The organism is Pseudomonas sp. P42, from assembly GCF_017973755.1.
Lineage (GTDB): Bacteria > Pseudomonadota > Gammaproteobacteria > Pseudomonadales > Pseudomonadaceae > Aquipseudomonas > Aquipseudomonas iridis.
Window position 1 is genome coordinate 376263 of record NZ_JACOPU010000004.1, and the last position, 24408, is coordinate 400670.

The window sequence follows — 24408 nt, forward strand, 5'->3', positions numbered from 1 at the left end:
TGCTCGCGAAAGTAGTGGTTCAGTCGACTCATTAATTGACTGTCACACCGCTTTCGCGAGCAGGCTCGCTCCCACAGGGAGGATGTTCACTGATCTGAACTAGCGCTTGTTGATCACCACCTCCAGATACTCACTCGGCACCACCAGCGAGTCCTCCCCCGCGCGGTTCGACCGGTTGAGCAAATCCGCCAGATCACTTTCCAGCGCCTGACCGCTTTCCGGTGGCAGCGCCGCGAAAGCCTTGTGCACCGGGCCGTACCAGTGCCGAAAGATGTCGATGAAATGCGCTGCCGAACGATAACGGAAATTGAATTCGCGCCGCGTGACCTGCACGACAAAATCGTGATCATCAAAATGTTTGTGCAGCCACGCCTCCGTACCCCAGTTCGACGGCGGCTGCGCGCCGGCCGGCGGTGGCAGATACCGGCCGAGGGTCTTGAACATCTGCCCGACAAATCCTTCCGGCGTCCAGTTGGCCAGACCGATCCGCCCACCACGCCGGCAGACCCGCGCCAATTCGGCAGCGGCCTTGTCCTGATCGGGGGCAAACATCACCCCGAACGTCGACAGCACCGCCGCAAAACTGCCATCGGCGAACGGCAAGGCTTCCGCGTCGGCGACTTGAAAAGTCACTTCCAGATGTTCGGCGCGGGCGCGATCCTGGCCGCGCTCCAGCAGCATCGCAACGTAATCGGTCGAGGTCACCAGACAACCGCGCCGCGCCGCTGCCAGGGTCGCATTGCCGTTACCGGCAGCCACATCCAACACCTCTTCATCGCAGCGCAGATCGCAGGCTTCGGCGAGGTTTTCGCCGACAATTTGCAGTGTGGTGCCGATCACGGCGTAGTCGCCACTGGCCCAGGCGACTTTCTGGCGTTCCTTCAAGGCAGTGAGATCAATCGGGGTACTCATGAATTTGAGCTCCGTTTGCTGTTAGGCGGCTTGTCCACTATCGCGCCGAGCCTGTTTGGCGTCTCCGCCGATCGTCCGGCAGCCCCATAAAACCGCCGCTTTGCCGATAAGTGGTGAACATTTGTTAAGCGGGCGCAACACTCACGGCATTGCCAGAATCCGGCGATTGGTTTCTGATGCCCGCTCGCCCTCTGAACGGACTTCAGTCATGCCCGTGCAATTCGAATGGCTCGCCAGCCACATGCAGCACAGCGACACCTATGCCGCATGGATCCACCAGCAATTTCAATACGAATACGCCCATCAACCTTTGGCTCAATGGCAGCGTGAGTTTGCCGAGGGCCAAAGCAATGGCGACTGGTCCTGCCTGATCGCACTGGACGGCGACCGCTTGGTCGGTGGTGCGGCGCTGGCCCGCGATGATCTCGAACATCGGCAGGATCTCGGCCCGTGGCTGGCCTGCGTGTTCGTCGACCCAGAGGTTCGCGGGCAAGGTCTGGCACAGCAGTTGATCGACGGGGTTTGTCGGGAAGCAAAAAACCGCGGCCTCCCCCGCCTGTATCTGCACACGCAAAACAAACAGGGCTACTACGCCAAACGCGGCTGGGCAGTACTGGAACGCTTTCGCGCCTGGGACAATGAGCAATGGCTCATGGTGCGTGACCTCTGAGCCATTGAGTTGTTTGATCAGGCAGCCGGGGCCTTGGCCTCTTCCAGCAACTGCTTGATCATCTGCTCCTGCGCTTCGTAGCGACCTTCGCCGAAGTGGCTGTAACGCATCTGCCCCTTGGCGTCGATCAGGTAGTGCGCCGGCCAGTACTGATTGTCGAAGGCGCGCCAGATCGCATAGTTGTTGTCGATGGCCACCGGGTAGGTGATGCCGAGTTTCTGCACTTGGTCCCGAACATTGTCGATGATCCGCTCGTAGCCGTATTCCGGGGTGTGTACGCCAATCACCACCAGGCCATCCTTCTCGTACTTCTTCGCCCAGTCCTTGACGTACGGCAGGGTGCGCTGGCAGTTGATGCAGTCGTAGGTCCAGAAATCCACCAGCACGACTTTGCCACGCAGGGATTCGGCGCTCAGTTGCGGTGAATTGAGCCATTGCACGGCGCCGGACAGCGACGGCATCGCGCCTTTACTCTCGTCCATCCTCGAATCTGCGCTGACTTTGCTGACGAGGAAGTCGACCACTTTCGGCACGTTCTCCAGCACGTTTCTCTCGACGCTGCTGACGCCTTCGGACGACGCACCGGCCAGCAAGGTTTTATCGGCGCCGGTGGAAATCACTGCCACTCCGGCAAGCACTGCAACACCGGCGCAGCGACGAAACCACCCGGTGAACGGAATCGAAGGTTTCAAGCGATTGACCACGCCACGACCGGCGAAAATCAACGTCCCCAGCGACAGCGCACTCCCCGCGCCGTAGGCCAGCAGCAACAGGCTGGTCTGGGCGTTGGCGCCTTGCAGCATGGCGCCAGTGAGGATCACGCCGAGGATCGGCCCGGCGCAGGGTGCCCAGAGCAACCCGGTGGCCACGCCGATCATCACCGACCCCATGGGCCCGGTCTTCTTGCTGGCGTCCGGGTCGAGGCGGTTGCCGAGCAACACAAACGGTCGCGCCAGCCAGTCACCCACGCGCGCCGAGATCAGTGACAGCGCAAACAGCGCCATGACGATCAAGGCGATGTGGCGGCCGGTGTTGCTGGCCTGAATCACCCACTCACTGCTGACCACGGCCAGGCTTGAGATCAGGGCGAAGGTCAGGGTCATGCCGCCGAGGGTCAGCAGGATCGAGGAGCGTTTACGGTCGGCGTTGGCAAACAGGAACGGCACCACCGGCAAGATGCAGGGACTGAGGACGGTCAACAGGCCGCCGAGAAACGCGATCAAGTACATAAAATCACCTTGGATTGGCGGGAGGGAACCGAGAGACGTTGTTCATAAGGTTCTGCCTGTAAACAAGTGATACTCAGTTGCCGTCGTTGCAACCGTCAGCGAATTTGCTGTAATCGAGTACGCGGGTTTTGCCGGCCGAATCCAGATAAGTCATGCGCGCATCGACAATCCCGCAGGTCACCGAGTTGTCCTGGGTCAGCGAAATGACTTTCTGGATATCCAGGTGGGTGCCGTAGTTGTAAGTTTGCGCGGTGACTTCGGCTTCGGCGCGGGCCGACAGGGTGCAGATGTTCAGGGCGGCAAACAGGCAGGCGGCGATAACGGACGAGTTTTTCATGGCGTGTTCCTCATGGCTGCAAAGGGTTTGAGCCGAGGCGTCATGGAGTGCCTCGATGGAGCCTATTTGAGGCTCACGAGGTATCGCGCATGTGTCGGGAAATGGCGGCTAACCCTCGCTGTGTATCTGCACCGCCCGGGGATACACAGCGATACAAAACCCTGAACAAATCGCTTTTTTACGTCTGCGTGTATCGCTTGTAACGCCAGATACACTGCAATACAAAGGCAGGCAGGCGAGCACCCGAAGGCTCGATAGACTGCGTGACATTCCCCTTTGCCAGAGGCCAGGCCCCATGGAACATGTCGATCACATTCTCATCGTCGACGACGACCGCGAGATCCGCGAGCTGGTCGGCAATTACCTGAAAAAGAACGGCCTGCGCACCACCGTCGTCGCCGATGGCCGGCAGATGCGCAGCTTTCTCGAAACCAACACGGTCGACCTGATCGTGCTCGACATCATGATGCCCGGCGACGATGGCCTGCAGCTGTGCCGCGAATTGCGCGTGGGCAAGCACAAGGCGACGCCAGTGTTGATGCTCACCGCACGCAATGACGAAACCGACCGCATCATCGGTCTGGAAATGGGCGCGGACGACTACCTGACCAAACCCTTCGCCGCCCGCGAACTGCTGGCACGGATCAACGCCGTACTGCGCCGCACGCGAATGCTGCCGCCGAATCTGGTGGTCACCGAAGCGGGTCGTTTGCTGGCGTTCGGTCGCTGGCAACTGGACACTTCGGCCCGGCACCTGCTGGACAAGGACGGCACCATGGTGGCGCTCAGTGGCGCCGAATATCGTTTGCTGCGGGTGTTTCTCGATCATCCGCAACGGGTACTCAGCCGCGATCAATTGCTCAACCTGACCCAAGGCCGCGACGCGGATCTGTTCGACCGTTCCATCGATTTGCTGGTCAGCCGTTTGCGCCAGCGCCTGCTCGATGACGCCCGTGAGCCGGCCTACATCAAGACCGTGCGCAGCGAAGGTTACGTGTTCTCACTGCCGGTCGAGTTACTCGGTGCCCCGGCATGACACTTAACCTGCACTGGCCGCGCACACTGGCCTCGCGCTTGTCGCTGATTTTTCTGGTCGGGTTGATTCTCGCCCAGGCGCTGTCATTCGGTGCGCAGTATTACGAGCGTTACCAGAGCGCGAAAAGCACCATGCTCGGTAATCTGCAAACCGACGTCTCGACCTCAATTGCGATTCTTGATCGCCTGCCGGCCGAGGAGCGTCCGGCCTGGCTCGAGCGCCTGGCGCGCAACAATTACGGCTATCTGCTGAGCGAAGGCGACGGCGGTACGCCGATCAAGTCCGCTGACGTGCCCATTGCGGTCACCTCAATCACTGAGGTCCTGGGCGATAGATACCCCCTGACCTTCACCGATATTCCCGGCCCAAAAAAGCATTTTCAAGGCCACCTGCGCCTGAGCGACGGCAGCCCGGTGACCATCGACGTGCGCCCCGCGATGACGCCACTGTCGCCGTGGCTGCCAGTGGTGCTGCTCGGGCAACTGGCGCTGATGATCGCCTGCACCTGGCTGGCCGTGCGCATCGCCATCCGGCCCTTGACGCGGCTGGCCAACGCCGTGGAAACCCTTGATCCCAACGCGCACCCGATTCAACTGGACGAGAAAGGTCCGAACGAAGTGGTCTACGCCGCCCGTGCCTTCAACACGATGCAGGCGCGGATTGCCACCTATCTCAAGGAACGCATGCAACTGCTGGCCGCGATCTCCCATGACCTGCAAACCCCGATCACGCGGATGAAACTGCGGGCCGAGTTCATGGACGACTCAGCAGAGAAGGAAAAACTGTGCAACGACCTCGGCGAAATGGAACACCTGGTGCGCGAAGGTGTGGCCTACGCCCGCAGCATCCATGGCTCGACCGAAGAAAGTCGGCGCACCAACATGGATTCATTCCTCGAGAGCCTGGTGTTCGACTATCAGGACATGGGCAAAAAAGTACAACTGATCGGAAAAAGTGATGTAGTCGTCGAGACCCGTCCGCACGCGTTGCGCCGGGTGCTGGTGAACCTGACCGACAATGCCTTGAAATTCGCTGGTGGTGCCGAGGTGTGGGTCGCAGCGAACAAGGGAAAGCTGTCGATCACCGTCATGGATCGTGGCCCGGGCATCGCCGAAGCCGATCTGGCGCAAGTGATGGAGCCGTTCTACCGCGTGGAAAACTCGCGCAATCGCAGCACTGGCGGCACGGGTCTGGGTCTTGCCATAGCCCAGCAATTGGCAATAGCCCTCGGCGGCTCGCTGACCTTAAGCAACCGCGAGGGCGGCGGGTTGTGTGCTGAACTGAAGTTGCCACTCTAAACCTGCCCACCACAAATCCCCTGTAGGAGCTGCGGCACGCTGCGATCTTTTGATGTTGTTTTTAAAGATCAAAATCAAAAGATCGCAGCCTCGTTTCACTCGACAGCTCCTACAGGGGGTTTGCGGTGATTCAAGTAATACCGATTACCCGGTCTTCATGCATTTGCTGCAACAACGCCAATCCACTGGCCATGAACGACTCATCTGCGAACTGCCCAGCCTCCTGCGCCAAGCCCTGCAACTGCTCACGCCCGGTCAATGACGGCAACTCGCCGATCCGCTGCAGCAACCGCCAGGCCAACGGGCTCAACTGCGAAAACTTCACGCTGAAATCCGCCTCCCGCCGCACCAGTAACAGCGTCGGATGCGCCGGGGCGGTTGAAGGCTGATAATCCGGGCCAAGCCACTGCACCGGCCACGTGTAAGCCAAAGGCCAGGCCAGCGCCGAGATCCGCAATGGCCGCTCCAGCAACAAGCCTTTATCCGTCGCAGGCAAGGGATCGACGTCGGATTGCTGCAAGACCATCTCTACCCATTCGTAGTGCGCCAGTTCCAGCAAAAACGCGGGCCACGCCCCCTCGCTCAACACCGCAGGCTGCGTGGCGAGATAGTCGAGGAACGTCTCGGCAATCTCGGAAAACTTCGGCGTTTGCGCATGGTAATCGCGCAAAAAACCGCGAAGCAGCATTTGCCAGCGTTGATCGCCGACGATCCGGATCAGTACAGGAAAGGTCCCACTCAACAATTGCGAAAGATTGTTGAACAGCAGATCGCGGTACACATTGACCCGCGCAGTATCCATTTCAGCAGGAGGTACGTGGCTGTCGGGATCACGCAGATAACGCGTCAACGCCCGTTGTTGCTGTTCAAGGTTATCCACGCTGAACTCCTTCGCCTTGCAGACGGCGAATGGTCTGTAGCTCGGCGACCAGTTCGGCAAATGCCGGGAAATTGAAATCACGCTCCAGCAGCGTCGGCAGCGCGCCGAACCGCGTGTAGGCTTCGGCCAGCAACGACCACACCTGCGGTTTCACCGAGGCGCCATGAGTGTCGATCTTAAGGCTGTCGGACTCATCGAAATGCCCGGCCACGTGAATCCCGACCACCCTGCCCGACTCGATCCGGGCCAGAAAATCCCGCGGATCAAAACCGTGGTTGATGGCATTGACGTAGACATTGTTGACGTCCAGCAGCAGGTCGCAATCAGCTTCGCGCAACACCGCATTGGTGAAGGTCACTTCGTCCATGTCCTGACGCGGGGCGGCATAGTAGGAGACGTTTTCTACGGCAAGGCGGCGACCGAGAATGTCCTGGGATTGGCGGATACGCGCGGCGACGTGGTGCACCGCTTCCTCAGTGAACGGCAAGGGCAACAGGTCGTAGAGATGGCCGTCGTCGCTGCAGTAACTCAGATGTTCGCTGTAATGCTCAACGCGGTGATGATCGAGAAAAACCCGCACTTCCTGCAGAAAACCGCAGTCGAGCGGCGCCGGGCCGCCGAGCGACAACGACAAACCGTGACAGGACAACGGATAACGCTCGGCCAGGTCGCGTAACGCCGCGCCGTGGGCACCGCCGACGCCGATCCAGTTTTCCGGGGCGACTTCCAGAAAGTCGAAATCGCCGGTGGCGGCGCCTTGCAGATCTTTCAACAGACCACGGCGCAGGCCCAGCCCTACGCTGGGTTGCCTTGATACATGAGGGGTTTGCATGGTAGCTGACCTCGGTGGTTGACCCACGCAGTTCAACTGGTGGCTGTATCGACGCTGTGTTCAACGCACCCGATATTTGCCACCCCATGTATCCCCCCGCGACAGCGATACACAGCGATACACACCCTTTGAACTCACTGAGAAAACCTGTGGGAGCTGACTTGCCAGCGATGGCGTCAGCACAGCCAACATCATGATCGACTGTGCCGACCTCATCGCTGGCAAGCCAGCTCCCACAAGGATTAGCGGTGATCACCGCTCCTCAATCCATACAGCTTTCCTGTAAGCGTGAGCCTGCTTGCGATAGCGGTGTGTCCGTTAATGAATGCAGCGGCTGACACAATGCCTTCGCGAGCAGGCTCGCTCCCACATTTGCTCCGCGTCGATCAAAGAATCCGGGCTAGACTCATTCATGACCCAGTCGAGGGGGCCGCAGGACTTTTGCCGTGCCCTGCCTGTTTCCATGACCACCGCCCGGTGGCGCATGCCTCGACGCTCAACGGCGCCGGACGGTGATCCTGTTTCAGGAGCACACATGATGGACGAGGCCCGACTCAACGAATTCATGGGCAAACTGGTCAACGACATGGGCGGCGCGGCAATGCTGGCCAATGTCATCGTCGGCGAAGAACTCGGGCTGTACCGGGCGATGGCCGACAGTCAGCCGATCAGCCCCGAAGCCCTCGCAGCAAAAACCACCTGCAACCCGCGCCTGGTGCGCGAATGGCTCAGCGCTCACGCCGCCTCCGGCTACATGGAGCACCGCGACGGGCAGTTTCGCCTGCCAGAAGAACAGGCCATGGCGCTGGCCGTCGAGGACTCGCCGGTTTACGTCGCCGGCGGTCTGGGGGTGGTAGCGTCGTTTTTCCACGACAAGGACAAACTGGTCAAAGCCATGCGCGGCAACGGCGCCCTGCCCTGGGGCGATCACCATCCGTGCATGTTCAGCGGTACCGAACGGTTTTTCCGCCCTGGCTACAAAGGCCACCTGATCGCCGAATGGTTGCCGGCGCTGGACGGCGTCGTGGCCAAACTCGAGAAAGGCGCGAAAGTGGCCGACATTGGCTGCGGCCACGGCGCCTCGACCGTGTTGATGGCCCAGGCGTATCCCAACTCGCGTTTCGTCGGCTACGACTTTCACGCACCGTCGATCACCGTCGCAAACCAGCGCGCCGAAGAAGGCGGGGTCAGCAGTCGGGCGACTTTCCACCAGGGTTCAGCGAAAAACTACCCCGGCAATGACTATGACCTGATCTGCTATTTCGATTGCCTGCACGATATGGGCGACCCGGTGGGCGCCGCGCGTCATGCCTACGACTCGCTCAAGGACGACGGCACGGTGTTGCTGGTCGAACCCTTCGCCAACGATGCGCTGGACGACAACATCAACCCGGTGGGACGGCTTTTCTACGCGGCATCGACGTTCATTTGCACGCCGAACTCGCTGTCCCAGGAAGTCGTCCTGGGCCTCGGTGCGCAGGCCGGTGAAAAGCGTCTGCGCAAAGTGTTTACCGAGGCCGGATTCAACCAGTTCCGGCGCGCCACGCAGACGCCGTTCAATCTGATACTGGAGGCTCGCAAGTAATCGCGAATCTGTGGCGCGGGAGCTCTCTCCCTCATCACGGAGGTCAGTGCTAACCTGCAGGGCACTCATCGCTAATGGAATGCCAGCCATGCTCGACAGCCCGATCCGCGAACACCTCGACACGCTGCAACAGGCGATGATTGATGGCGACTTCCTGGTGCTCACCGGCGCCGGCATCAGCACCCCCTCGGGCATCCCCGACTACCGCGACAGCGACGGCGTGCGACGTGGCCGGCAACCGATGATGTATCAGGAGTTCCTCGCCGCCCCCGAGTCACGCCGCCGCTACTGGGCGCGGGCGATGCTGGGCTGGCCTCGGGTGCGTCAAGCGCAACCGAATGCAGCGCACGAGGCGTTGGCCAGTTTGCAGCGTCATGGCAGGATCAGCGGCTTGATCACGCAGAACGTCGACACTTTGCACGATCAGGCCGGCAGTCATGATGTGATCGAACTGCACGGCAGCCTGCACCGCGTGCTGTGCCTGGATTGTGGCCAGCGCAGCGATCGCGATTCGATTCAGCAACTGATGGAACGGCAGAATCCGTATTTGACCGGCGTCGATGCAGTGCAGGCGCCTGACGGTGACACCCTGCTTGACCCGGCATTCGAAGCACGCTTTCAGGTGCCACACTGCCCGTTTTGCGCGGGCGAGCGGATGAAACCGGACGTGGTATTTTTCGGCGAAAACGTCGCGCAACCTACCGCCGCTCGGGCCATGGATGCAGCGCAGACGGCGGCGGGAATGCTGGTGGTGGGGTCTTCGTTAATGGCCTATTCAGCGTTTCGCCTGTGCCGGGTGATCGCAGATCGCGGCAAGCCGCTGATTGCGATCAATATGGGCAAGACACGGGCGGATGATTTGCTGGATTTGAAGATTGAGGGTGCTTGCGAACAACTGCTGCCCTTGCTGACACAACACCTGACGACTGAATCCATGTAGGCGTTGATGCAAGTTGCGACAAGCCTTCAGCAGCCCAGGCAACCCTTGAAAGTCGGCGCTGGCTAGTGTTTCAAATCATCGACCAGTTTGTTCATGACCCAGTCAGACACATGGGTAAATGCCTTGCGCAATGTCTCGGGATCGGTGACGTATTGCTCTGGCGAACAATTGATCATGCAATGATTCGCCTGGCAGGCCACTGCCTCGATACCACTTTAGAAGCTGGCGTTATCGCGGAAATGTTTGCAGGTACGCCAGCAAATTCTCAAGCTTCTCCTCATCACTCAGCCCCCAGAAAATCATCCGCGTACCGGGCACCACGCCTTTCGGATCTTTCAGGTAAGCCTTCAGCGTTTCGTGGTCCCAGGTCACGCCTGAGTTTTTCATCGCATCGGAATACACATAGTTCGCCGACGTCCCGGCCGGGCGGCCGATGATGCCGTTGAGTTCCGGACCGAAACCCGAGCGGGCGGATTCGCCGACTTGATGGCAGCCGCCGCACAGGCGCGGGAAGATTTTTGCGCCGGCCTCAGGATCGCCCGCTGCGTGGGCGGTTGTGCCGAGCAGGCCAGCGGTGAGTATCAGGGCGAGGGACAGTGAAGCGGTGTTTTTCATCAGGCGATCCAAAGCGATTTGATGCGAATGCGCCAAGGCTAACATTTTGTGGCCTGGGAGCTTGTTCCCTTGCCAACGGTTCTACAGATAAGCGCCGACGACGTTTCTGACGGTGATCAACGCTTGGCGCAACACGCTCATATCCACTGAACCCAATGCCAACCGAATCGCATGCGGTGTATGCGTCGCCACCGAAAACGGTTCGGCGCTGGTGACCGAAATCTGTTCGTGCATCAACTCCATGACAATCCGATCGGCGCGCACATCTTCCGGCAGCGGCAACCACAAAAAATACGAGGATGGATGTGCGAAATAGGGCAACCCTTTGAGCAACTCGGCGGCCAGTGCCTGACGAGCCTTGGCGTCGTTGCGCTTTTGTTCTTCAAGCAAGGTGACAGTGCCGTCGTCGAGCCAGGCGCAAGCAATGGCGGTCATCACGCCGGGAGTGTTCCAGGTGGTGGCGCGGATGATTCGCTCCAGCGCCGGCACCTTGGCCTCCGGCGCAGCGATGAAACCGACGCGCAAACCGGTAGCGATATTCTTGGAAAGCCCCGACACATAAACCGTGCGCTCCGGCGCCATGTCGACCAGCGCTGGCGGTGGGTTTTCCACCAGAAAGGCGTAGGCCGCGTCTTCAATGATCGTCAGATCATGCTGACGGGCAATCGATATCAACTGTTCGCGTTGCTCAGTCGGCATCACCCAGCCCAGCGGGTTGTGCAGGGTCGGCATGCTGTACACGGCGCGCACCGAGCGGCTGCGACAGAGTTTATCCAGCGCCGCCAGATCCGGCCCGTGGTCACCGATCGGAATCGCCACCACTTCCAGATGCAGCGCTTCGGCCAGCACCTTGAACCCGGAATAGGTCAGCGCATCTGCCGCAATCACATCGCCCGGTTTGAGCAGTGCCATCAGCGTCACTGCCAGCCCTTGCTGGGCGCCGTTGACGATCAGCACTTGCCCGGCCTCAACGCTCACCCCGCGACTCAGCAGATGCCGCGCAACCGAGGCGCGCTCGTGCTGGCGGCCGGCGTGTGGTTGATAACGCAGCAGTGCTTCGAGGTCACCGGACAGCGCCAATTGGCGCAACGCCGTGCGTAACAGCTCAGCCTGACCGGGCAATGACGGGTAGTTGAAATTGAGGTCGATCATGCCGACCGCGACATCCTTCTGATCAATGCCCTGCCCCGGCGACAACGAGGTTTCCCGCACAAAGGTGCCGCGACCGGTTTCGCCACTGACCAGGCCCATCGCCTCCAGCTCGGCGTACACCCGCGAGGCCGTGACCAGCGCCAGCCCTTCGCTCACGGCCAGTTGCCGGTGGGTCGGCAGTCGCGTGCCCGGCGCGAGACGGCCCGAGCGGATGTCTGCCGCATAGGTATCAACGAGGGTCTTGTAGCGGGAGCGTGGCATGTGGAGATGTATCCATGACAATTTTTTGATTGTCCTGATTCTCGCCCCTACGATTAAACCCACGCAACCCCACCTTTGAGCGCGACCTCGTATGGAACGGACTTCGAACCTGGGTAACCCGGCACTTGAAAAAACCAGCGGCTGGATCAACGGCTTTATCGGCGTGGTGATCTTCAGCGGCTCGCTGCCGGCCACGCGCCTGGCGGTGCTGGAGTTCGACCCGGTGTTTCTTACAGTGGTGCGCGCGGCCATCGCCGGGGTATTGGCGTTGGGATTGTTGTGGTTGTTTCGCGAGCGGCGTCCGGCGCGCAGTCAGTGGTTCTCGCTGTTCATTGTCGCGATGGGCGTGGTGCTGGGTTTTCCGCTGCTGACCGCGTTGGCGTTGCAGCACGTGACGTCAGCGCATTCGATTGTTTTCGTAGGATTGCTGCCACTGGCCACGGCGATTTTCGGCGTGCTGCGCGGCGGTGAGCGTCCGCGACCGGTGTTTTGGTTCTTCTCGATTCTGGGCAGCGCTCTGGTGGTTGGATTCGCGCTGTCCCAGGGACTGACTGCTTCGCCCACCGGCGACTTGTTGATGCTCGCAGCGATTCTGGTCTGCGGCCTCGGTTACGCTGAAGGCGCCAAGCTGTCGCGCACCCTCGGCGGCTGGCAGGTGATCTGCTGGGCGCTGGTTTTGTCCCTGCCGCCGATGGCGTTGCTGAGTCTGTGGCTGGCGCCCGCCTCGTTCAGCAACATCAGCCTGTCGGCGTGGCTGTGTCTGGCCTATGTGTCGCTGTTCAGCATGTTGATCGGATTCGTGTTCTGGTATCGCGGGCTGGCGCAGGGCGGCATCGCGGCGGTTGGGCAGTTGCAATTGCTGCAACCGTTTTTCGGCCTGGCGCTGGCGGCGACGTTGCTGCATGAACAGGTCAGCATCGGCATGCTTGCGGTGACATTGGGAGTGATTTTGTGTGTCGCCGGGGCGAAGAAGTTCGCCAAATAACCCTCAAATCCCAGCCTTCCACTCCCGAGGACTGAGCCCCGTCTTGCGGCGAAAAGCGCGGGCCAGCGCCGAAGGACTTTCGTAGCCGACCTCTTCGGCGATCAACGCAATCGGCCGGCCTTCGCGCAGACGTTTCTGCGCCAGACTGACCCGCCAGCTCAGCAGGTAATCGCCCGGTGTCTGCCCGACAACACGGTGAAACTGCTCGGCAAATCCTGCGCGAGACAGGTTGGCAGCCGTCGCCAGATCGGCCACGCTCCAGGGCTTTTCGGGCTGTTCATGCATCAGGTTCAAGGCGCGGGACAGGCGCGGATCGGCTAGGCCGGCCATCATCCCGGGGGCTTGATCACGATTACTGATGAGGTGGCGCAACAGCAGGATCACCAACAACTCGAACAACCGGTCCATCACCGCCACACGTCCGCAATGACCTTCGAAGGCTTCCTTGAATAGCCACTCCAGGGTGCTGCTCAACTCTGGAATATCGGTGAGTTCGAGCACCAGATAATCCGGCAGCGCCGCCGCCAATGCATTACCCGAACCGCCGTCAAACGTCAGCGTTGCGCAGACCAGTCTGGTCTCCATGGATGCGTCGGCAATCATGCGATGGGCGAAGGGTCGAGGGAAGAAAATCAGCGACGGCTGATCGAGGCGGATCTCGCGTTCATTGCCAGGCTTGAGCAGCAACTCACCCGCCTGCAACAGATGCACGTGCCCACTCGGCTCACCCTCATGAACACTGACGCCGCAAAAGTCGCCGCTGTGAAACGTACCGGCATGCACAGCGAAATGGCTGAGCAACGTGGAAAGGCGATCCATGGGCAACTCCCGAGCGAATATCTGGACGATCTGCCGCATATCCTCGACGATTTGACGCCAAAGCACCACTAGCGCTGATTAACATCACCTCCATCGCCGGTGCACTTCGCACCGGATCTTCGGAGAAACACCATGAGCCGCATCAACGCCATCAGCCTCGAATCCGCCACCGACACCACCCGCCCGGTACTGGAAGGCGTGAAAAAGAAAATCGGCTTCCTGCCCAATCTTTTCACCACCCTGGCCAAGGCGCCGGCCGCCCTCGAAACTTACGTACAAGCCTCGGCCATCCTCGGCAAAACCTCGTTGAGCGCCAAGGAGAAAGAAGCGGTCTACCTCGCCACGTCGCAGGTCAACGGTTGCGATTATTGCCTGGCGGCGCACACCCTGTTTGCCGGCAAGGCCGGACTGTCGGCGCAGGACATCATCGCGGCACGTGAAGGCGAACTCAACGCCTACGCAGCCCTCGCCCAGCAACTCACGCAAAGCCGCGGCCACTTGAGCGACGAACAAATCGCCGCCGCCCGCGCTGCCGGTATCGACGACGTGAAAATCATTGAAGTGATCGCACTGGTCGCCGTGCAAACGCTGACGAACTACCTGAACAACGTGGCGCTGACCGATATCGATTTCCCGGCGATCTAAACCTGGCCACACACGAAAACCCTGTGAGAGCTGGCTTGCCAGCTCCCACAATCTATCGTGGGTGACCCGTAAATTTGAGCCGATCAAACCTACAGAAAAGCAAAAGCAGACCGCTTTTCGCTTCTCACCACTATGAGCGTGAGCTCGAGTGCAGCTCTTGATCTCGAAGGCCCGTCGGGCCGGACGTCAGGGCAAAGACCTTTGGTTACTTTGGGCTGGGCCGGCACTCCGGCGTTTGCCAAAGTGACCCGCCGTAGGGGCGGAACCGCAAAAAGCCGTTACCGCAGCAATGGATATGCACCGTTAATCGTGATCAACACCAGCGCGCTTAAGCAACTTCTTACAGCGCTCCGACAAATGAAACACCTGCAAATGCTTACCCGCCTTGGCGTAACGCTCGCGCAGGGTTTTCAGCGCGGCGATGGCCGAGTAATCGACAAAACTCAAATGCTGACAATCGAGCGTAACCCGCGCCGGGTCATTGGCCGGATCAAAGCGGTTGAGGAACGGCGTGGTCGAGGCGAAGAACAGTGTGCCGTGCAGTCGATAAAGTTTGCTGCCGTCAGCTTCCAGATGCTCATCGGCATACAACTCACGAGCCTGCTGCCAGGCAAAATTCAGCGCAGCGATGATGATGCCGCACAGCACAGCCGTGGCCAGATCGGTGAACACCGTGATAGTGGTCACGGCGATGATCACCAACACATCGTTGAGCGGCACTTTGTTCACCACCCGTAACGACGCCCAGGCGAAGGTCTGCTGCGACACCACAAACATCACGCCGACCAGTGCCGCCAGCGGAATACGCTCGATCAGGGGCGACAGAAACAGGATAAACAGCAGAATCAACACGCCCGCGACGATGCCCGACAAACGCCCGCGACCACCGGAGCTGAGGTTGATCACGGTCTGGCCAATCATCGCGCAACCGCCCATGCCGCCAAACGCGCCGGAGACCATGTTCGCCGCGCCGAGCGCCACGCACTCGCGATCCGGGTAGCCACGGGTTTCGGTGATTTCGTCGGTAAGGTTCAGCGTCAGCAGGGTTTCCAGCAAACCGACCAGCGCCATCAGGATCGCGTACGGCGCGATGATGCCCAGGGTTTGCATATTCCACGGAATGTCCGGCAAGGCAAAGGTCGGCAAGCCACCGGCTATGTGCGCCATGTCGCCGAGCGTGCGGGTCGGCAGGCCGAACAGATAAACCAGCAGGCCCACGCCGAGAATCGCCACCAGCGCCGGCGGCACTGCGCGGGTCAGGCGCGGCAGGATGTAGACGATGGCCATGGTCAGCGCCACCAGCCCGGTCATCAGGTACAGCGGCGTACCGCTGAGCCAGTCTTCACCGTTTTTGAAATGCTCCAGTTGCGCCAGCGCAATGATGATCGCCAGGCCGTTGACGAAGCCGAGCATCACCGGGTGCGGCACCATGCGCACCAGTTTGCCCAGGCGTAGCAGCCCGAACACCATCATGATCAAACCGCCCAGCAACACGGTCGCCAGTAGATATTGCACGCCGTGCTGCACCACCAGCGCCACAATCACCACCGCCATCGACCCCGCCGCACCGGAGACCATCCCCGGGCGACCGCCGAACAATGCCGTCAGCGTACAAATGATGAAAGCGCCATAAAGGCCCATCAGCGGATTGAGGTGGGCCACCAGCGCGAACGCAATGCATTCGGGCAACAGGGCAAACGAGGTGGTGAGTCCGGCCAGGACATCGGCGCGCAGACGTATCGGTTTCATGGCTTACCTGACTGAGCGGCCGCCGTGCACGGCCGCGGATTTGCTGAAAAGAGTGCAGCGAATAAAGAGGGTTGCGGATCTTACGGAATTGTCCGACATCGATCCAGCAATACGCTGACACATTGCAACTCACGCCTTATGCTGGCGCGTTCCTGTACGCATCGAGTCCAAACATGTCTGCATTTCTGACCGCCCGTGAGGTTTGCCAGCGACTGCGCCAGGCCGCGCTGGGCGTGCTGACGTTCAGCTGCGAGGCACGCACCGAGGCCGGACTGGTCACGGTGGATATCGACGGCTGGCGCCTTGTGCTGGATTTTGAAGGCGAACGGTTGCATCACTGTGAATACGCCCGCAACTGCGAGGGCGACGAAGGTGCGCTCGATAGCTGGCAGCGCTTCGGCACCGATCCGGTGAGTCTGCTCAGTACCTGGGAATTGGCGCAGATCGAACGGTTGCTGATTGAGTCCGGTCAGCCCTGCGTTTCGAACAAATGATCCATCCCGCAAAGCGCTGAACGCCGGGCTCAGGGCATAAAATCCACGGGGCGATCATGGTGGTTTTTCATGCGTTCATTCCAGGCCTGCAGGGCGTCAGGTAAGCGCGATTTCCATTGTGGCGCGTTGGTGTAGTAACGCAGGCGCGCGTGACCTTGGGCATCGTAAGTTTGTAGCAGCACCCAGAACCGAGCATCACTTGAACGCATCACGATGCCGGTGCCGCCGAGGCCGCGCATCCACATTTCCACGACCTGACTGTCCGGCACATCGGTTGAAGGCTCAGCCGCCATCAACGAGCCAGATAACTCCACCAGTTTTCGGTAATCGTCCTTGAGCAGCGTGCGCAAGGTCTGATTTTCCTCCGGCGTTCGCGCCAGGCCAAGGCTGAGCATGTCGTAGTCCAGCGTCAACGGCTGCTGCGAGGCGACAAAACGACCGGTGTAATACACGCCCATTCCGGCACTGCAATAGCCACCGGCCCCGACTTGCGAGATATCCAGCACGCCGTTGATGGGTGTGAAGCTGAGGGTGCATTCGTCTTCTGCGTATAGGGCTTTACCGTCCTTGAGAGTTGCAACGCCCTCCAGATCACCGGAGTTGGCCCCCTCACCCGCGGTGATGGCGACGCTGATGTGCGTGGCATCAAGCCGTTTGGTGACCACCGTCGCAAAAGTCGACGTGCCTGGCGGAATGAGTTGCCAGGTCGCGTCCCAACTGAAGGGCTGAACGGCATGTTCGAGTTCGACCAGACGCCTGACGTACTGTCGACGCAAACAGGCAGCCGAGTCGCCGCACGCGTCGCGACTTTTCAGCCATTGCCGTTGATCTGTCTTCAGGGCTTTGGGGTCGGCGACTTTGGCCAGGCTTAAGCGCCACTGCTGGGCGAGTTTTTCGTCGAGCCCCGAAAGGTAACCGTCGGCACAAATCGCTTTTTCAGTTTTGCCACTGGCGCTGGCGCAATCGAAACTGCTGGCGTTGACGAAGGGCGCAAAAGCGAGAGATATGAGCAATAAAACGTGACGGGGGTTGAAAGGCAACATCGAGAGATTCCATTCTTCAGACGGCGGGCAGTATGCCTGTGCTGCTCACGGAAATCCTTGGAATAGACAGCGGTCGTGGGCCAACCGCAGGTCACTGTGGGAGCAAGCTCGCTCCCACAGTAAATCGAGGTTAGAACTGGATTGCTGCGGCGGGTTTTACGTCAATCCGCGCCACCGAGCCGGTCAGGTGCGCCAGATCCTTGTTGTGCTCGCCAATGATGTCTTCGGCACTCATGTTGCCGTTGTCGACGGTGGAATGGGCGTCGGCCGCCAGCACCACGTCGTAACCCAATTGATGGGCCTGGCGCACGGTGGCATTGACGCAGTAATCGGTTTGCAGACCGCAGATCACCAAACGCTCGAAATCTTCGCTCGGCAGCAGTTTGCGCAGATCGGTCTGGTAAAACGAATCCCGGGTGGTTTTGCGAACGCGCAGATCTTTCGGGGCCGTCTCAAGCGCTTCCGCCAATTGCCAGCCTTCGGCACCGAAGGCCAGTGGACTGTCCTTTTCTTCATGCTGAATCAACACAACCGGCACCCCTGCCTTGCGCGCGCGGTTGCTGAGGTTGTTGATGGTGTCGATCACGCGGTGGATGTCATGGCATTGGTATTCGCCCGAGCACAGAGCGCGCTGGACGTCGATGATCAGTAATGCGGTGGTCATGATGAGCCTTCCTTGATCAGTCCTTGAGACAGGGGCGGACGTGAGTCCGCCCCCTTTTTACGCCTCTCAGTAACCCAATGACAACCCTGTATTGCGCCGTGGATCGTTGGCGCCGTAGAAGCGGTTTTTGCCGACCGGTTTACCGCCCAGCGACGGTGCGCCAACCAGAATCGCGGCGATATGGTTGGCGTCCTGCGGACCGGCGAACTTGTGGCCCCAGCTCTCGAGAATCTTCTTCGTGTCGGGGCTGGCGGCGAAGTCTTCGAGGTTGGTTTCCTCCGGCATCCATTGCTGATGGAAACGCGGCGCATCGACCGCCTCCTGCAAGCCCATGCCGTAGTCGATGACGTTGAGCATGGTCAGCAAAGTCGCGGTGATGATGCGGCTGCCGCCCGGCGTCCCGACCACCATGACCACTTTGCCATCCTTGGTGACGATGGTCGGGCTCATCGATGACAGCGGCGCCTTGCCCGGAGCGATGGCATTGGCTTCGCCCTGCACCAGGCCGTACATGTTCGGCACGCCGACTTTCGAGGTGAAGTCGTCCATCTCGTCATTGAGGATCACCCCGGTCTTGCTCGCCATCACACCGGCACCGAACCAGTCGTTGAGCGTGTAGGTGACCGAGACCGCGTTGCCCCACTTGTCGACGATCGAATAGTGAGTGGTGTTGCTGCCCTCATGGGGTGCTGTGCCGGGTTTCAGTTCGGCGGAGACACCGGCCTTTTGCGGCTGGATGGCGTCACGCAGTTTGGTTGCGTAGTTCTTGTCCAGCAGGTGCTCGATCGGGTTCTTGACGAAATCCGGATCGCCCAGATAGCTGTTGCGATCAACATATGCGTGACGCATCGCTTCGATCTGATAGTGCATACCCTGGGCTGAATGGAAGCCCAGGTCCTGCATCGGATAACCTTCGAGAATATTCATGATCTGGCAGATCACCACGCCACCAGAGCTTGGCGGCGGCGCCGAGACCACGTGATAGCCGCGGTAATCGCACTCCACCGGGGCCAGTTCGCGGGTCTTGTATTTGTCGAGGTCGGCCTGGGTGATGATGCCCTTGTTCGCCTGGCTGGAGGTCACGATGGCGTCGGCCACCCAGCCTTTATAGAAGCCATCAGCGCCCTTTTCGGAAATGGTTCGCAGGGTTTTGCCGAGGTCTTTCTGCACCAGTTTCTGGCCGACCTGCATCGGTTCGCCGTTGCTGAGGAAGATCGAGCCGGAATCGCGCATGTCCTTCTTGAACACGTCGGTGGCGTACTCCAGCAACTCGACGTCGCCTTGCTCCAGCTCAAAACCGTCTTCAGCCAGTTTGATTGCGGGGGCAATCATTTCCTTGCGCTGCTTGGTACCGTACTTGCTCAGCGCCAACTCCATACCAGACACAGTGCCCGGCACGCCGACGGCCAAATGGCCGCGTGTACTCAGTTCAGGGATGACGTTGCCTTCCTTGTCGAGGTACATATCGGCGGTCGCCGCCAGCGGGGCTTTTTCGCGGAAGTCGAGGAAGGTTTTGCGTCCGTCTGCCAACTGAATGGTCATGAAACCGCCGCCACCGAGGTTGCCCGCAGCGGGATAGACCACCGCCAGCGCATAACCTACCGCGACCGCCGCATCCACGGCGTTACCACCGCTTTTCAACACGTCGACACCGACATGCGTGGCCAGATGTTGCGCGGTAACCACCATGCCGTTTTCCGCGGCAACCGGTGCCACCGAGGCGGCGTGAGCCATGAGGCAGCTGAGTGCCAGCGTGGTCGCTATCAGCGATTTGGCCAAAGGTTCGTACTTCATGAGTCGATCTCTTTTTTGTTTTCAGGGTCTGTGCAAAACAGGGGGGAATTCGTCAAGAGCAAGAAGCAGTATGGTCGGGTTTGCATTTTGCGCCTCCCTGATCAGCCAGTATGCTGGGCGCTGTTGCCGCACCGAATCGGAGTTTGCTCGCATGTCGTTTACCTTCATCACCCTGCCCTCGCTGGTTGGCGAGCTGAAGCTGGTCGCGAACGGCTCGCGACTGGCGGCCATCCTCTGGGAAAACGACCGACCGAGCCGCGTGCGTCTTGGACCGATGACTGAAGCACCGGACAATCCGGTCCTGCTGAAAACTGCTCGGCAACTGGAAGAGTATTTTGCCGGGACGCGCAATTGCTTCGAGCTGGAGCTGGATTTTTTCGGCACGGACTTTCAGAAACAGGTCTGGGCGGCGTTGCTGACCATTCCGTTCGGAGAGACCCGCACCTATAGCCAGATTGCCCAACAGATCGGCAAACCCACCGCCGTACGGGCAGTGGGCGCAGCGAATGGGCGCAACCCGATTTCGATTGTTGCGCCGTGTCACCGGGTGATTGGCGCGTCGGGAAAGTTGACTGGTTTTGCCGGGGGGCTTGAGGCGAAGGAGCGGTTGTTGAGGCTCGAGGGTGGTGATTGGTCGGGAGCGGGTCAAACGGGAGATTTATTTTAGTACGCGCAGAAAGATCAAAAGATCGCAGCCTGCGGCAGCTCCTACAGGGAACACCGAAGGCTGCGGCCGTTGCTTTACAGGTTGAACAGGTTATTCATCGCCGCGTATTGCAGCAGCATGATGGTCTTGGCATCGCAGATCTCACCTCGATGGAAGGCTGCCAGCGCTTCATCGAATGACCACTCCAGCACTTCCAGCTCTTCGGTTTCTTCTTCCAGACCGCCACCGTCGCTGACCTTCGATGCCGAGTCGTACTCGGCAATAAAGAAGTGCAGTTTCTCGGTCACCGAACCGGGGCTCATGTAGGCCTCGAATACCTTCTTCACGTCATGTACGCGATAGCCGGTTTCTTCCTCGGCCTCATCGCGAATCCGCTGTTCCGGGGCGGCCCCCTCCAGCAAGCCTGCCGCCACTTCGATCAGCAGACCGTCATGGCCGTTGACGAACACCGGCAAGCGGAACTGCCGGGTCAGCACCACAGAGCGCTTCTGTCGGTTGAACAGCAAAATGGCAGCGCCATTACCGCGGTCATACACCTCGCGCGTCTGACGCTGCCACTCACCATTATTGCGCTGGTAGTCGAAGGTGATTTTCTTCAGCAGATACCAATCGTGGGACAACACCTGAGTGTCGACAATGTTGACCCGTCCGGCTGTGTCGGTCATGACGTCTGATCCTTTTTCCATCGATAGGCTGCCATGGTCGAATAATCGCGCCAATTAAAAAAGCCCGGCAGCGCTACCGGGCTTGTTTATCTGCAGCTAAAGAGCGGAACGCGCAACCGTCTCTTCGATCTCCTGCCCGGTCAATCGGGCGCCGTGAATCAACGGCCCGTAACGCTGACTGAACTCCCAGTCATACGGCACGCGATCCTTATTGGTGCCGTTGTCCCAGTTCACCGACCAGGTCATCAACCCCTTGATAGGATGCCCCTTGATTGCCAGCCGCTTGAGCACATTGCCCACCACAGTGTTGTCGATGACATAACCAGTGGCGGCGGCATCGACGTTGGCCGGTAGACCGATGACGAATTTATCCGCGGCAATCCTGCTAAAACCTCGAGTGCCCGTCACCAGACTTTCAGTCAGGTAATAGAGGAAGTCCTCTTTCAGCACATCGTTGTTCTGTGCGATCCACGCGCCGGCACCGTTATTGGCCTCCGGCACCCAGACCCCGTCGCCGCCCTGGTTGTAAAACTGCGGTGCGATGAAGTCGTAGTAGCCTTCCAGTGCCTGCAAATAGCCGACATACTTGCCGTTGGTGGTCAGGTACGGAAACTCCGGGGCCATGCTGATGATGAAATGCTTGCCCTGGCCTGCGTAGTGATCCTTGACCAGTTTCAGTGCGGCCGGCAGGACAGTCTTGTTGGCGGCGAAATCAATCGCGCTCTGTTCAAGATCGATGTCCAGCCCGTCAAAGCCATAAGTTTCCACCAAGCGGATGATTTCATTGGCCAGCGGTTGCTCCTGACCGCTATACAGTTCGATGTGTGCATCGGCGCCACCGAGAGAAATCAGCACCGCCCGCCCCTCACTGTTAAGCACGCCGACCTGACGGCGGAACTCGGCATCGGAGACGTTGAACGGCTTGAAGGTCGGAATACCGCTGCCCTTCATGAAGGCTACAGCGACCACGTTGTATTCCCTGGGCACATCCTCCAAAGCGATGCTGGCAAACCGGCCTTGCCGATAGCCGTCGCTCAAGCCCGCTGGCCAGTTGTGCCAAAAACCCATGAGGATTTTTTTGCCGGCAATGCCCGGCATCAGCGAAGCCGCATCACTCGCTGCGTTTTGCATCAATGAGAAATCGATATCTGACATGTCCTAATCCTTCAGAACCTGTGAATTTGACGACAATGCGCCGTTATTTGAAGTCGACGTCGAACGCCTGATAGAAGGCGTTACCGGTGTTGGCAACGATCCACATCAGTACGATGACGTGATGGCCTTTCTTGCTCGCCGGCAGTTTCACCGAGTGGTTGACCTTGGCTTTGAGATCTGCCGAATGACTGTAGTAAGGCACCTGAGTGTAGAAGTCCTCAAAGAACGGTTGTGCTTCGAGTTGCGCCCGGGTGATGCGTTGCTTCGGGTCCCAGCCGTCCTTGGTGATCAGCCAGCGATAGCCACGAGTGGTGTGCGGCGCGGTGTATGCCCATTTGATCTCGAGGATCTGACCCGGGGTGACATTGAGCAGCGGCCACGTGAATGGACGATTGAGTTTCTTGCTCATTTCCTCCTGGGTGAAGTTCACGCAATCGCGCGCATCAGTCTTGCCGCCGCTGAGAATGTAACCGTCTGCGGGCGGGGCGACACTGGCGGAGTCGGTTTCGTAGGGTGGCGGAAACGGTCCGGCAACCAGCGCCGGAAAGTTCTTGCCGCCTTCCATTTCATTGACCTGCCAGTCGCCCAGCAGCCCTAGATCAATGACGACCGAGCCACGGCTTGCTGGAGAGGTGACACGACCATGTCGCAGTGGGGTTTCAGGGTTTGCTTGATTCATGTTTTTCACTCCGTTGATTAAAGAACTCTCCTTCCCGAGGAGAGGCCTTCAAGCTAACGGAGGTGATTTTTTTGTCCATCGGCGGTTTTGTCGCACTCATCGTCAGCCGCGCTCAAAACACCAATAAACACTGTATGCATATACAGCACCCTAAGAAAAAGCCCACCTCGCTTATGGCAAAAGGACTACACGCCGACGCTGCAAAAGTCGCCATGCTCAACTCAGCCTAACTGAGCGTTGAACTCCTTTTCGTATTCCCCAGCCAACTGTTCTTTCTGCTTTTCGCTGAGTAACTTGCCGGCCATCTGGAAGAACTTCTGCTCCTCTTCCTTGAGGTGGTGATGAACCTTGTCCGAAAGCTTTTTAGCGGTCGCCAGCCATGCCGGGCTGGACATCTCGGTCTCGTCCAGCTCTTCCATCATTTCGTCCATCTCATGGTGCTCGGCGATGGCGTGCCGGCTAAGGTCAACACCGTTGTCGAACGCCATCAGCGGGATATAGAAGTGGCGTTCCTCGGCAGTTTCGTGGGCTTGCAACTCGGCCTTGAGTTGCTTGTAGGCCTCTGCCCTTTCAGGGGTATCGCCACTGGTTTTGATCAGGTTTTCGGCGTAGCTGCGCTGGCGATCATGGCTTTCACGAAGGGCTTCGAAAATATTCATGGGGGGTCCTCATCAACCGCGTTCTGAAATGACGCTGTCAAAGCTAGACCGCAACGCGGGAGCGACGGTTCCACGGGGTTGAACAGGGACTTGGAAGACACCCCTCGCGCAGGATAGGCTGGGGGCTCACACCACAAGGAAGTCCTGCATGAACTTGCGCATCGAGTTGTCGCAAAACCCTACGGAAGAACAACGTCAGGCCATTCTCCAGCCCTTGATCGCCTACAACGACGCCCAGACAGGTGGCTCGAAATCGGAGCCCTTCGCCCTGATGGTGCGCGATGAACACGACGCGATTCTCGGCGGATTGTATGGTCGGGTGATTTTTCAGTGGATGTACATTGAATTGCTGTCAGTCCCGGAGCAGGGTCGGGGGCAGGGAGTCGGCTCGGAGCTGATGACCATGGCCGAATCGATGGCGAAGGAAAAGAACTGCCTGGGCATCTGGCTGGACACTTTCAGTTTTCAGGCGCCAGAGTTCTACAAGAAACTTGGGTTCAGCCAGTTCGGGGAGATCGTTGACTATCCGCCGGGGCATAGACGGCATTATTTCCAGAAGCGCTTGATGGGTTGAGTCGACTGGCCCCATCGCGGTCAAGCTCGCTGCCACAGTGAATGTGTCGCTCACAAAGCCTGTGGGAGC

25 protein-coding genes and 1 pseudogene are annotated in these 24408 nt (G+C 59.5%); 10 read left to right on the forward strand and 16 right to left on the reverse strand.

All coding sequences use genetic code 11. The features are described 5' to 3' along the window. Window positions 1-99: 99 nt before the first annotated feature. Window positions 100-912, reverse strand: a complete 813-nt coding sequence (locus H8B20_RS14910) for a class I SAM-dependent methyltransferase (RefSeq protein WP_115147390.1) — start codon at window positions 910-912, stop codon at window positions 100-102. Between the two features lie 208 nt (window positions 913-1120). Between H8B20_RS14910 and H8B20_RS14915 the strand changes: the two genes are divergently transcribed. Further along, window positions 1121-1582: a GNAT family N-acetyltransferase gene (locus H8B20_RS14915; protein ID WP_210623696.1), complete on the forward strand. Its 462-nt coding sequence runs from the start codon at window positions 1121-1123 to the stop codon at window positions 1580-1582. A 17-nt stretch (window positions 1583-1599) separates the two neighbouring features. Here H8B20_RS14915 and H8B20_RS14920 read toward each other — a convergent pair whose 3' ends face one another. Continuing rightward, the gene (locus H8B20_RS14920; protein ID WP_210623697.1) at window positions 1600-2811 is read right to left on the reverse strand and encodes a cytochrome c biogenesis protein DipZ; all 1212 of its coding nucleotides are present in this window, start codon (window positions 2809-2811) and stop codon (window positions 1600-1602) included. 73 nt (window positions 2812-2884) lie between these two features. After that, window positions 2885-3148, reverse strand: coding sequence for a DUF2790 domain-containing protein (locus H8B20_RS14925; RefSeq protein WP_042559815.1), 264 nt, complete (start codon window positions 3146-3148; stop codon window positions 2885-2887). Between the two features lie 295 nt (window positions 3149-3443). Between H8B20_RS14925 and H8B20_RS14930 the strand changes: the two genes are divergently transcribed. Together H8B20_RS14930 and H8B20_RS14935 are read left to right on the forward strand one after the other, a co-directional pair. Further along, window positions 3444-4184: a response regulator gene (locus H8B20_RS14930; protein WP_047301869.1), complete on the forward strand. Its 741-nt coding sequence runs from the start codon at window positions 3444-3446 to the stop codon at window positions 4182-4184. Then, window positions 4181-5482, forward strand: a complete 1302-nt coding sequence (locus H8B20_RS14935; protein WP_210623698.1) for an ATP-binding protein — start codon at window positions 4181-4183, stop codon at window positions 5480-5482. The genes H8B20_RS14930 and H8B20_RS14935 overlap by 4 nt, the downstream gene beginning before the upstream one ends. 130 nt (window positions 5483-5612) lie before the next feature. Here H8B20_RS14935 and H8B20_RS14940 read toward each other — a convergent pair whose 3' ends face one another. Together H8B20_RS14940 and H8B20_RS14945 are read right to left on the reverse strand one after the other, a co-directional pair. Further along, on the reverse strand, window positions 5613-6362 hold the full coding sequence (locus H8B20_RS14940) for an HvfC family RiPP maturation protein (RefSeq protein ID WP_210623699.1): 750 nt from the start codon (window positions 6360-6362) through the stop codon (window positions 5613-5615). Continuing rightward, window positions 6355-7194, reverse strand: a complete 840-nt coding sequence (locus H8B20_RS14945; protein ID WP_210623700.1) for an HvfB family MNIO-type RiPP peptide maturase — start codon at window positions 7192-7194, stop codon at window positions 6355-6357. The genes H8B20_RS14940 and H8B20_RS14945 overlap by 8 nt, the downstream gene beginning before the upstream one ends. 538 nt (window positions 7195-7732) lie before the next feature. On the opposite strand from H8B20_RS14945, the gene H8B20_RS14950 reads away from it, so the two are divergent. Both H8B20_RS14950 and H8B20_RS14955 read left to right on the forward strand, forming a co-directional pair. Continuing rightward, window positions 7733-8779 (forward strand): class I SAM-dependent methyltransferase, encoded by a 1047-nt coding sequence (locus tag H8B20_RS14950; protein ID WP_210623933.1) that lies wholly within the window; start codon window positions 7733-7735, stop codon window positions 8777-8779. A gap of 88 nt (window positions 8780-8867) precedes the next feature. Beyond that, the gene (locus H8B20_RS14955; RefSeq protein WP_210623701.1) at window positions 8868-9719 is read left to right on the forward strand and encodes an NAD-dependent protein deacetylase; all 852 of its coding nucleotides are present in this window, start codon (window positions 8868-8870) and stop codon (window positions 9717-9719) included. A gap of 228 nt (window positions 9720-9947) precedes the next feature. On the opposite strand, the gene H8B20_RS14960 is transcribed toward H8B20_RS14955, so the two are convergent. After that, entirely contained in the window at window positions 9948-10334 is a 387-nt protein-coding gene (locus tag H8B20_RS14960) for a c-type cytochrome (RefSeq protein ID WP_042562127.1), read from the reverse strand. A gap of 81 nt (window positions 10335-10415) precedes the next feature. Further along, the gene (locus H8B20_RS14965; RefSeq protein WP_210623702.1) at window positions 10416-11747 is read right to left on the reverse strand and encodes an aminotransferase-like domain-containing protein; all 1332 of its coding nucleotides are present in this window, start codon (window positions 11745-11747) and stop codon (window positions 10416-10418) included. A 91-nt stretch (window positions 11748-11838) separates the two neighbouring features. On the opposite strand from H8B20_RS14965, the gene H8B20_RS14970 reads away from it, so the two are divergent. Beyond that, on the forward strand, window positions 11839-12732 hold the full coding sequence (locus tag H8B20_RS14970; RefSeq protein ID WP_210623703.1) for a DMT family transporter: 894 nt from the start codon (window positions 11839-11841) through the stop codon (window positions 12730-12732). A 3-nt stretch (window positions 12733-12735) separates the two neighbouring features. Here H8B20_RS14970 and H8B20_RS14975 read toward each other — a convergent pair whose 3' ends face one another. Then, entirely contained in the window at window positions 12736-13551 is an 816-nt protein-coding gene (locus H8B20_RS14975; RefSeq protein WP_042559824.1) for an AraC family transcriptional regulator, read from the reverse strand. 132 nt (window positions 13552-13683) lie between these two features. Between H8B20_RS14975 and H8B20_RS14980 the strand changes: the two genes are divergently transcribed. Beyond that, window positions 13684-14196: a carboxymuconolactone decarboxylase family protein gene (locus H8B20_RS14980; RefSeq protein ID WP_210623704.1), complete on the forward strand. Its 513-nt coding sequence runs from the start codon at window positions 13684-13686 to the stop codon at window positions 14194-14196. Between the two features lie 303 nt (window positions 14197-14499). On the opposite strand, the gene H8B20_RS14985 is transcribed toward H8B20_RS14980, so the two are convergent. Further along, window positions 14500-15945, reverse strand: coding sequence for a SulP family inorganic anion transporter (locus tag H8B20_RS14985; protein WP_047301884.1), 1446 nt, complete (start codon window positions 15943-15945; stop codon window positions 14500-14502). Between the two features lie 173 nt (window positions 15946-16118). Here H8B20_RS14985 and H8B20_RS14990 point away from each other — a divergent pair, with 173 nt between their 5' ends. Then, a complete protein-coding gene (locus tag H8B20_RS14990) occupies window positions 16119-16439 on the forward strand; it encodes a DUF7693 family protein (RefSeq protein WP_210623705.1) in 321 nt (106 codons plus the stop codon). Between the two features lie 29 nt (window positions 16440-16468). Here H8B20_RS14990 and H8B20_RS14995 read toward each other — a convergent pair whose 3' ends face one another. The 3 genes from H8B20_RS14995 to ggt all read right to left on the reverse strand — a co-directional run bounded on the left by H8B20_RS14995 (window position 16469) and on the right by ggt (window position 19940). Continuing rightward, window positions 16469-17482: a lysozyme inhibitor LprI family protein gene (locus H8B20_RS14995; RefSeq protein ID WP_210623706.1), complete on the reverse strand. Its 1014-nt coding sequence runs from the start codon at window positions 17480-17482 to the stop codon at window positions 16469-16471. A gap of 130 nt (window positions 17483-17612) precedes the next feature. Next, window positions 17613-18146, reverse strand: a complete 534-nt coding sequence (locus H8B20_RS15000; RefSeq protein WP_210623707.1) for a cysteine hydrolase family protein — start codon at window positions 18144-18146, stop codon at window positions 17613-17615. Window positions 18147-18212: 66 nt separating this feature from the next. Next, window positions 18213-19940, reverse strand: a complete 1728-nt coding sequence (gene ggt, locus H8B20_RS15005; RefSeq protein ID WP_210623708.1) for a gamma-glutamyltransferase — start codon at window positions 19938-19940, stop codon at window positions 18213-18215. A gap of 151 nt (window positions 19941-20091) precedes the next feature. Between ggt and H8B20_RS15010 the strand changes: the two genes are divergently transcribed. After that, a complete protein-coding gene (locus tag H8B20_RS15010; protein WP_210623709.1) occupies window positions 20092-20607 on the forward strand; it encodes a methylated-DNA--[protein]-cysteine S-methyltransferase in 516 nt (171 codons plus the stop codon). Window positions 20608-20681: 74 nt separating this feature from the next. Here H8B20_RS15010 and H8B20_RS15015 read toward each other — a convergent pair whose 3' ends face one another. The 4 genes and pseudogenes from H8B20_RS15015 to H8B20_RS15030 form a co-directional block, all read right to left on the reverse strand. Further along, window positions 20682-21272 (reverse strand): NUDIX domain-containing protein, encoded by a 591-nt coding sequence (locus H8B20_RS15015; RefSeq protein WP_210623710.1) that lies wholly within the window; start codon window positions 21270-21272, stop codon window positions 20682-20684. 153 nt (window positions 21273-21425) lie between these two features. Then, window positions 21426-22427 (reverse strand): annotated as a pseudogene (locus H8B20_RS15020) (chitinase); the annotation flags it as partial. A 43-nt stretch (window positions 22428-22470) separates the two neighbouring features. After that, complete coding sequence (locus H8B20_RS15025; RefSeq protein ID WP_210623712.1) at window positions 22471-23106, reverse strand: lytic polysaccharide monooxygenase auxiliary activity family 9 protein; 636 nt, start codon at window positions 23104-23106, stop codon at window positions 22471-22473. 221 nt (window positions 23107-23327) lie between these two features. Continuing rightward, window positions 23328-23765, reverse strand: coding sequence for a hemerythrin domain-containing protein (locus H8B20_RS15030; RefSeq protein WP_042559835.1), 438 nt, complete (start codon window positions 23763-23765; stop codon window positions 23328-23330). Between the two features lie 148 nt (window positions 23766-23913). Between H8B20_RS15030 and H8B20_RS15035 the strand changes: the two genes are divergently transcribed. Further along, window positions 23914-24339 carry a GNAT family N-acetyltransferase gene (locus tag H8B20_RS15035; RefSeq protein WP_042559836.1) on the forward strand — a complete coding sequence of 142 codons (426 nt, stop codon included), beginning with the start codon at window positions 23914-23916 and terminating at the stop codon, window positions 24337-24339. Window positions 24340-24408: the final 69 nt, after the last annotated feature.

Coding starts and splice junctions, on each gene's coding strand:
- H8B20_RS14910 (WP_115147390.1), bottom strand. CDS start 912: ATGAGTACCCCGATTGATCTCACTGCCTTGAAGGAACGCCAGAAAGTC.
- H8B20_RS14915 (WP_210623696.1), top strand. CDS start 1,121: ATGCCCGTGCAATTCGAATGGCTCGCCAGCCACATGCAGCACAGCGAC.
- H8B20_RS14920 (WP_210623697.1), bottom strand. CDS start 2,811: ATGTACTTGATCGCGTTTCTCGGCGGCCTGTTGACCGTCCTCAGTCCC.
- H8B20_RS14925 (WP_042559815.1), bottom strand. CDS start 3,148: ATGAAAAACTCGTCCGTTATCGCCGCCTGCCTGTTTGCCGCCCTGAAC.
- H8B20_RS14930 (WP_047301869.1), top strand. CDS start 3,444: ATGGAACATGTCGATCACATTCTCATCGTCGACGACGACCGCGAGATC.
- H8B20_RS14935 (WP_210623698.1), top strand. CDS start 4,181: ATGACACTTAACCTGCACTGGCCGCGCACACTGGCCTCGCGCTTGTCG.
- H8B20_RS14945 (WP_210623700.1), bottom strand. CDS start 7,194: ATGCAAACCCCTCATGTATCAAGGCAACCCAGCGTAGGGCTGGGCCTG.
- H8B20_RS14950 (WP_210623933.1), top strand. CDS start 7,733: ATGGACGAGGCCCGACTCAACGAATTCATGGGCAAACTGGTCAACGAC.
- H8B20_RS14955 (WP_210623701.1), top strand. CDS start 8,868: ATGCTCGACAGCCCGATCCGCGAACACCTCGACACGCTGCAACAGGCG.
- H8B20_RS14960 (WP_042562127.1), bottom strand. CDS start 10,334: ATGAAAAACACCGCTTCACTGTCCCTCGCCCTGATACTCACCGCTGGC.
- H8B20_RS14965 (WP_210623702.1), bottom strand. CDS start 11,747: ATGCCACGCTCCCGCTACAAGACCCTCGTTGATACCTATGCGGCAGAC.
- H8B20_RS14970 (WP_210623703.1), top strand. CDS start 11,839: ATGGAACGGACTTCGAACCTGGGTAACCCGGCACTTGAAAAAACCAGC.
- H8B20_RS14975 (WP_042559824.1), bottom strand. CDS start 13,551: ATGGATCGCCTTTCCACGTTGCTCAGCCATTTCGCTGTGCATGCCGGT.
- H8B20_RS14980 (WP_210623704.1), top strand. CDS start 13,684: ATGAGCCGCATCAACGCCATCAGCCTCGAATCCGCCACCGACACCACC.
- H8B20_RS14985 (WP_047301884.1), bottom strand. CDS start 15,945: ATGAAACCGATACGTCTGCGCGCCGATGTCCTGGCCGGACTCACCACC.
- H8B20_RS14990 (WP_210623705.1), top strand. CDS start 16,119: ATGTCTGCATTTCTGACCGCCCGTGAGGTTTGCCAGCGACTGCGCCAG.
- H8B20_RS14995 (WP_210623706.1), bottom strand. CDS start 17,482: ATGTTGCCTTTCAACCCCCGTCACGTTTTATTGCTCATATCTCTCGCT.
- H8B20_RS15000 (WP_210623707.1), bottom strand. CDS start 18,146: ATGACCACCGCATTACTGATCATCGACGTCCAGCGCGCTCTGTGCTCG.
- ggt (WP_210623708.1), bottom strand. CDS start 19,940: ATGAAGTACGAACCTTTGGCCAAATCGCTGATAGCGACCACGCTGGCA.
- H8B20_RS15010 (WP_210623709.1), top strand. CDS start 20,092: ATGTCGTTTACCTTCATCACCCTGCCCTCGCTGGTTGGCGAGCTGAAG.
- H8B20_RS15015 (WP_210623710.1), bottom strand. CDS start 21,272: ATGACCGACACAGCCGGACGGGTCAACATTGTCGACACTCAGGTGTTG.
- H8B20_RS15025 (WP_210623712.1), bottom strand. CDS start 23,106: ATGAATCAAGCAAACCCTGAAACCCCACTGCGACATGGTCGTGTCACC.
- H8B20_RS15030 (WP_042559835.1), bottom strand. CDS start 23,765: ATGAATATTTTCGAAGCCCTTCGTGAAAGCCATGATCGCCAGCGCAGC.
- H8B20_RS15035 (WP_042559836.1), top strand. CDS start 23,914: ATGAACTTGCGCATCGAGTTGTCGCAAAACCCTACGGAAGAACAACGT.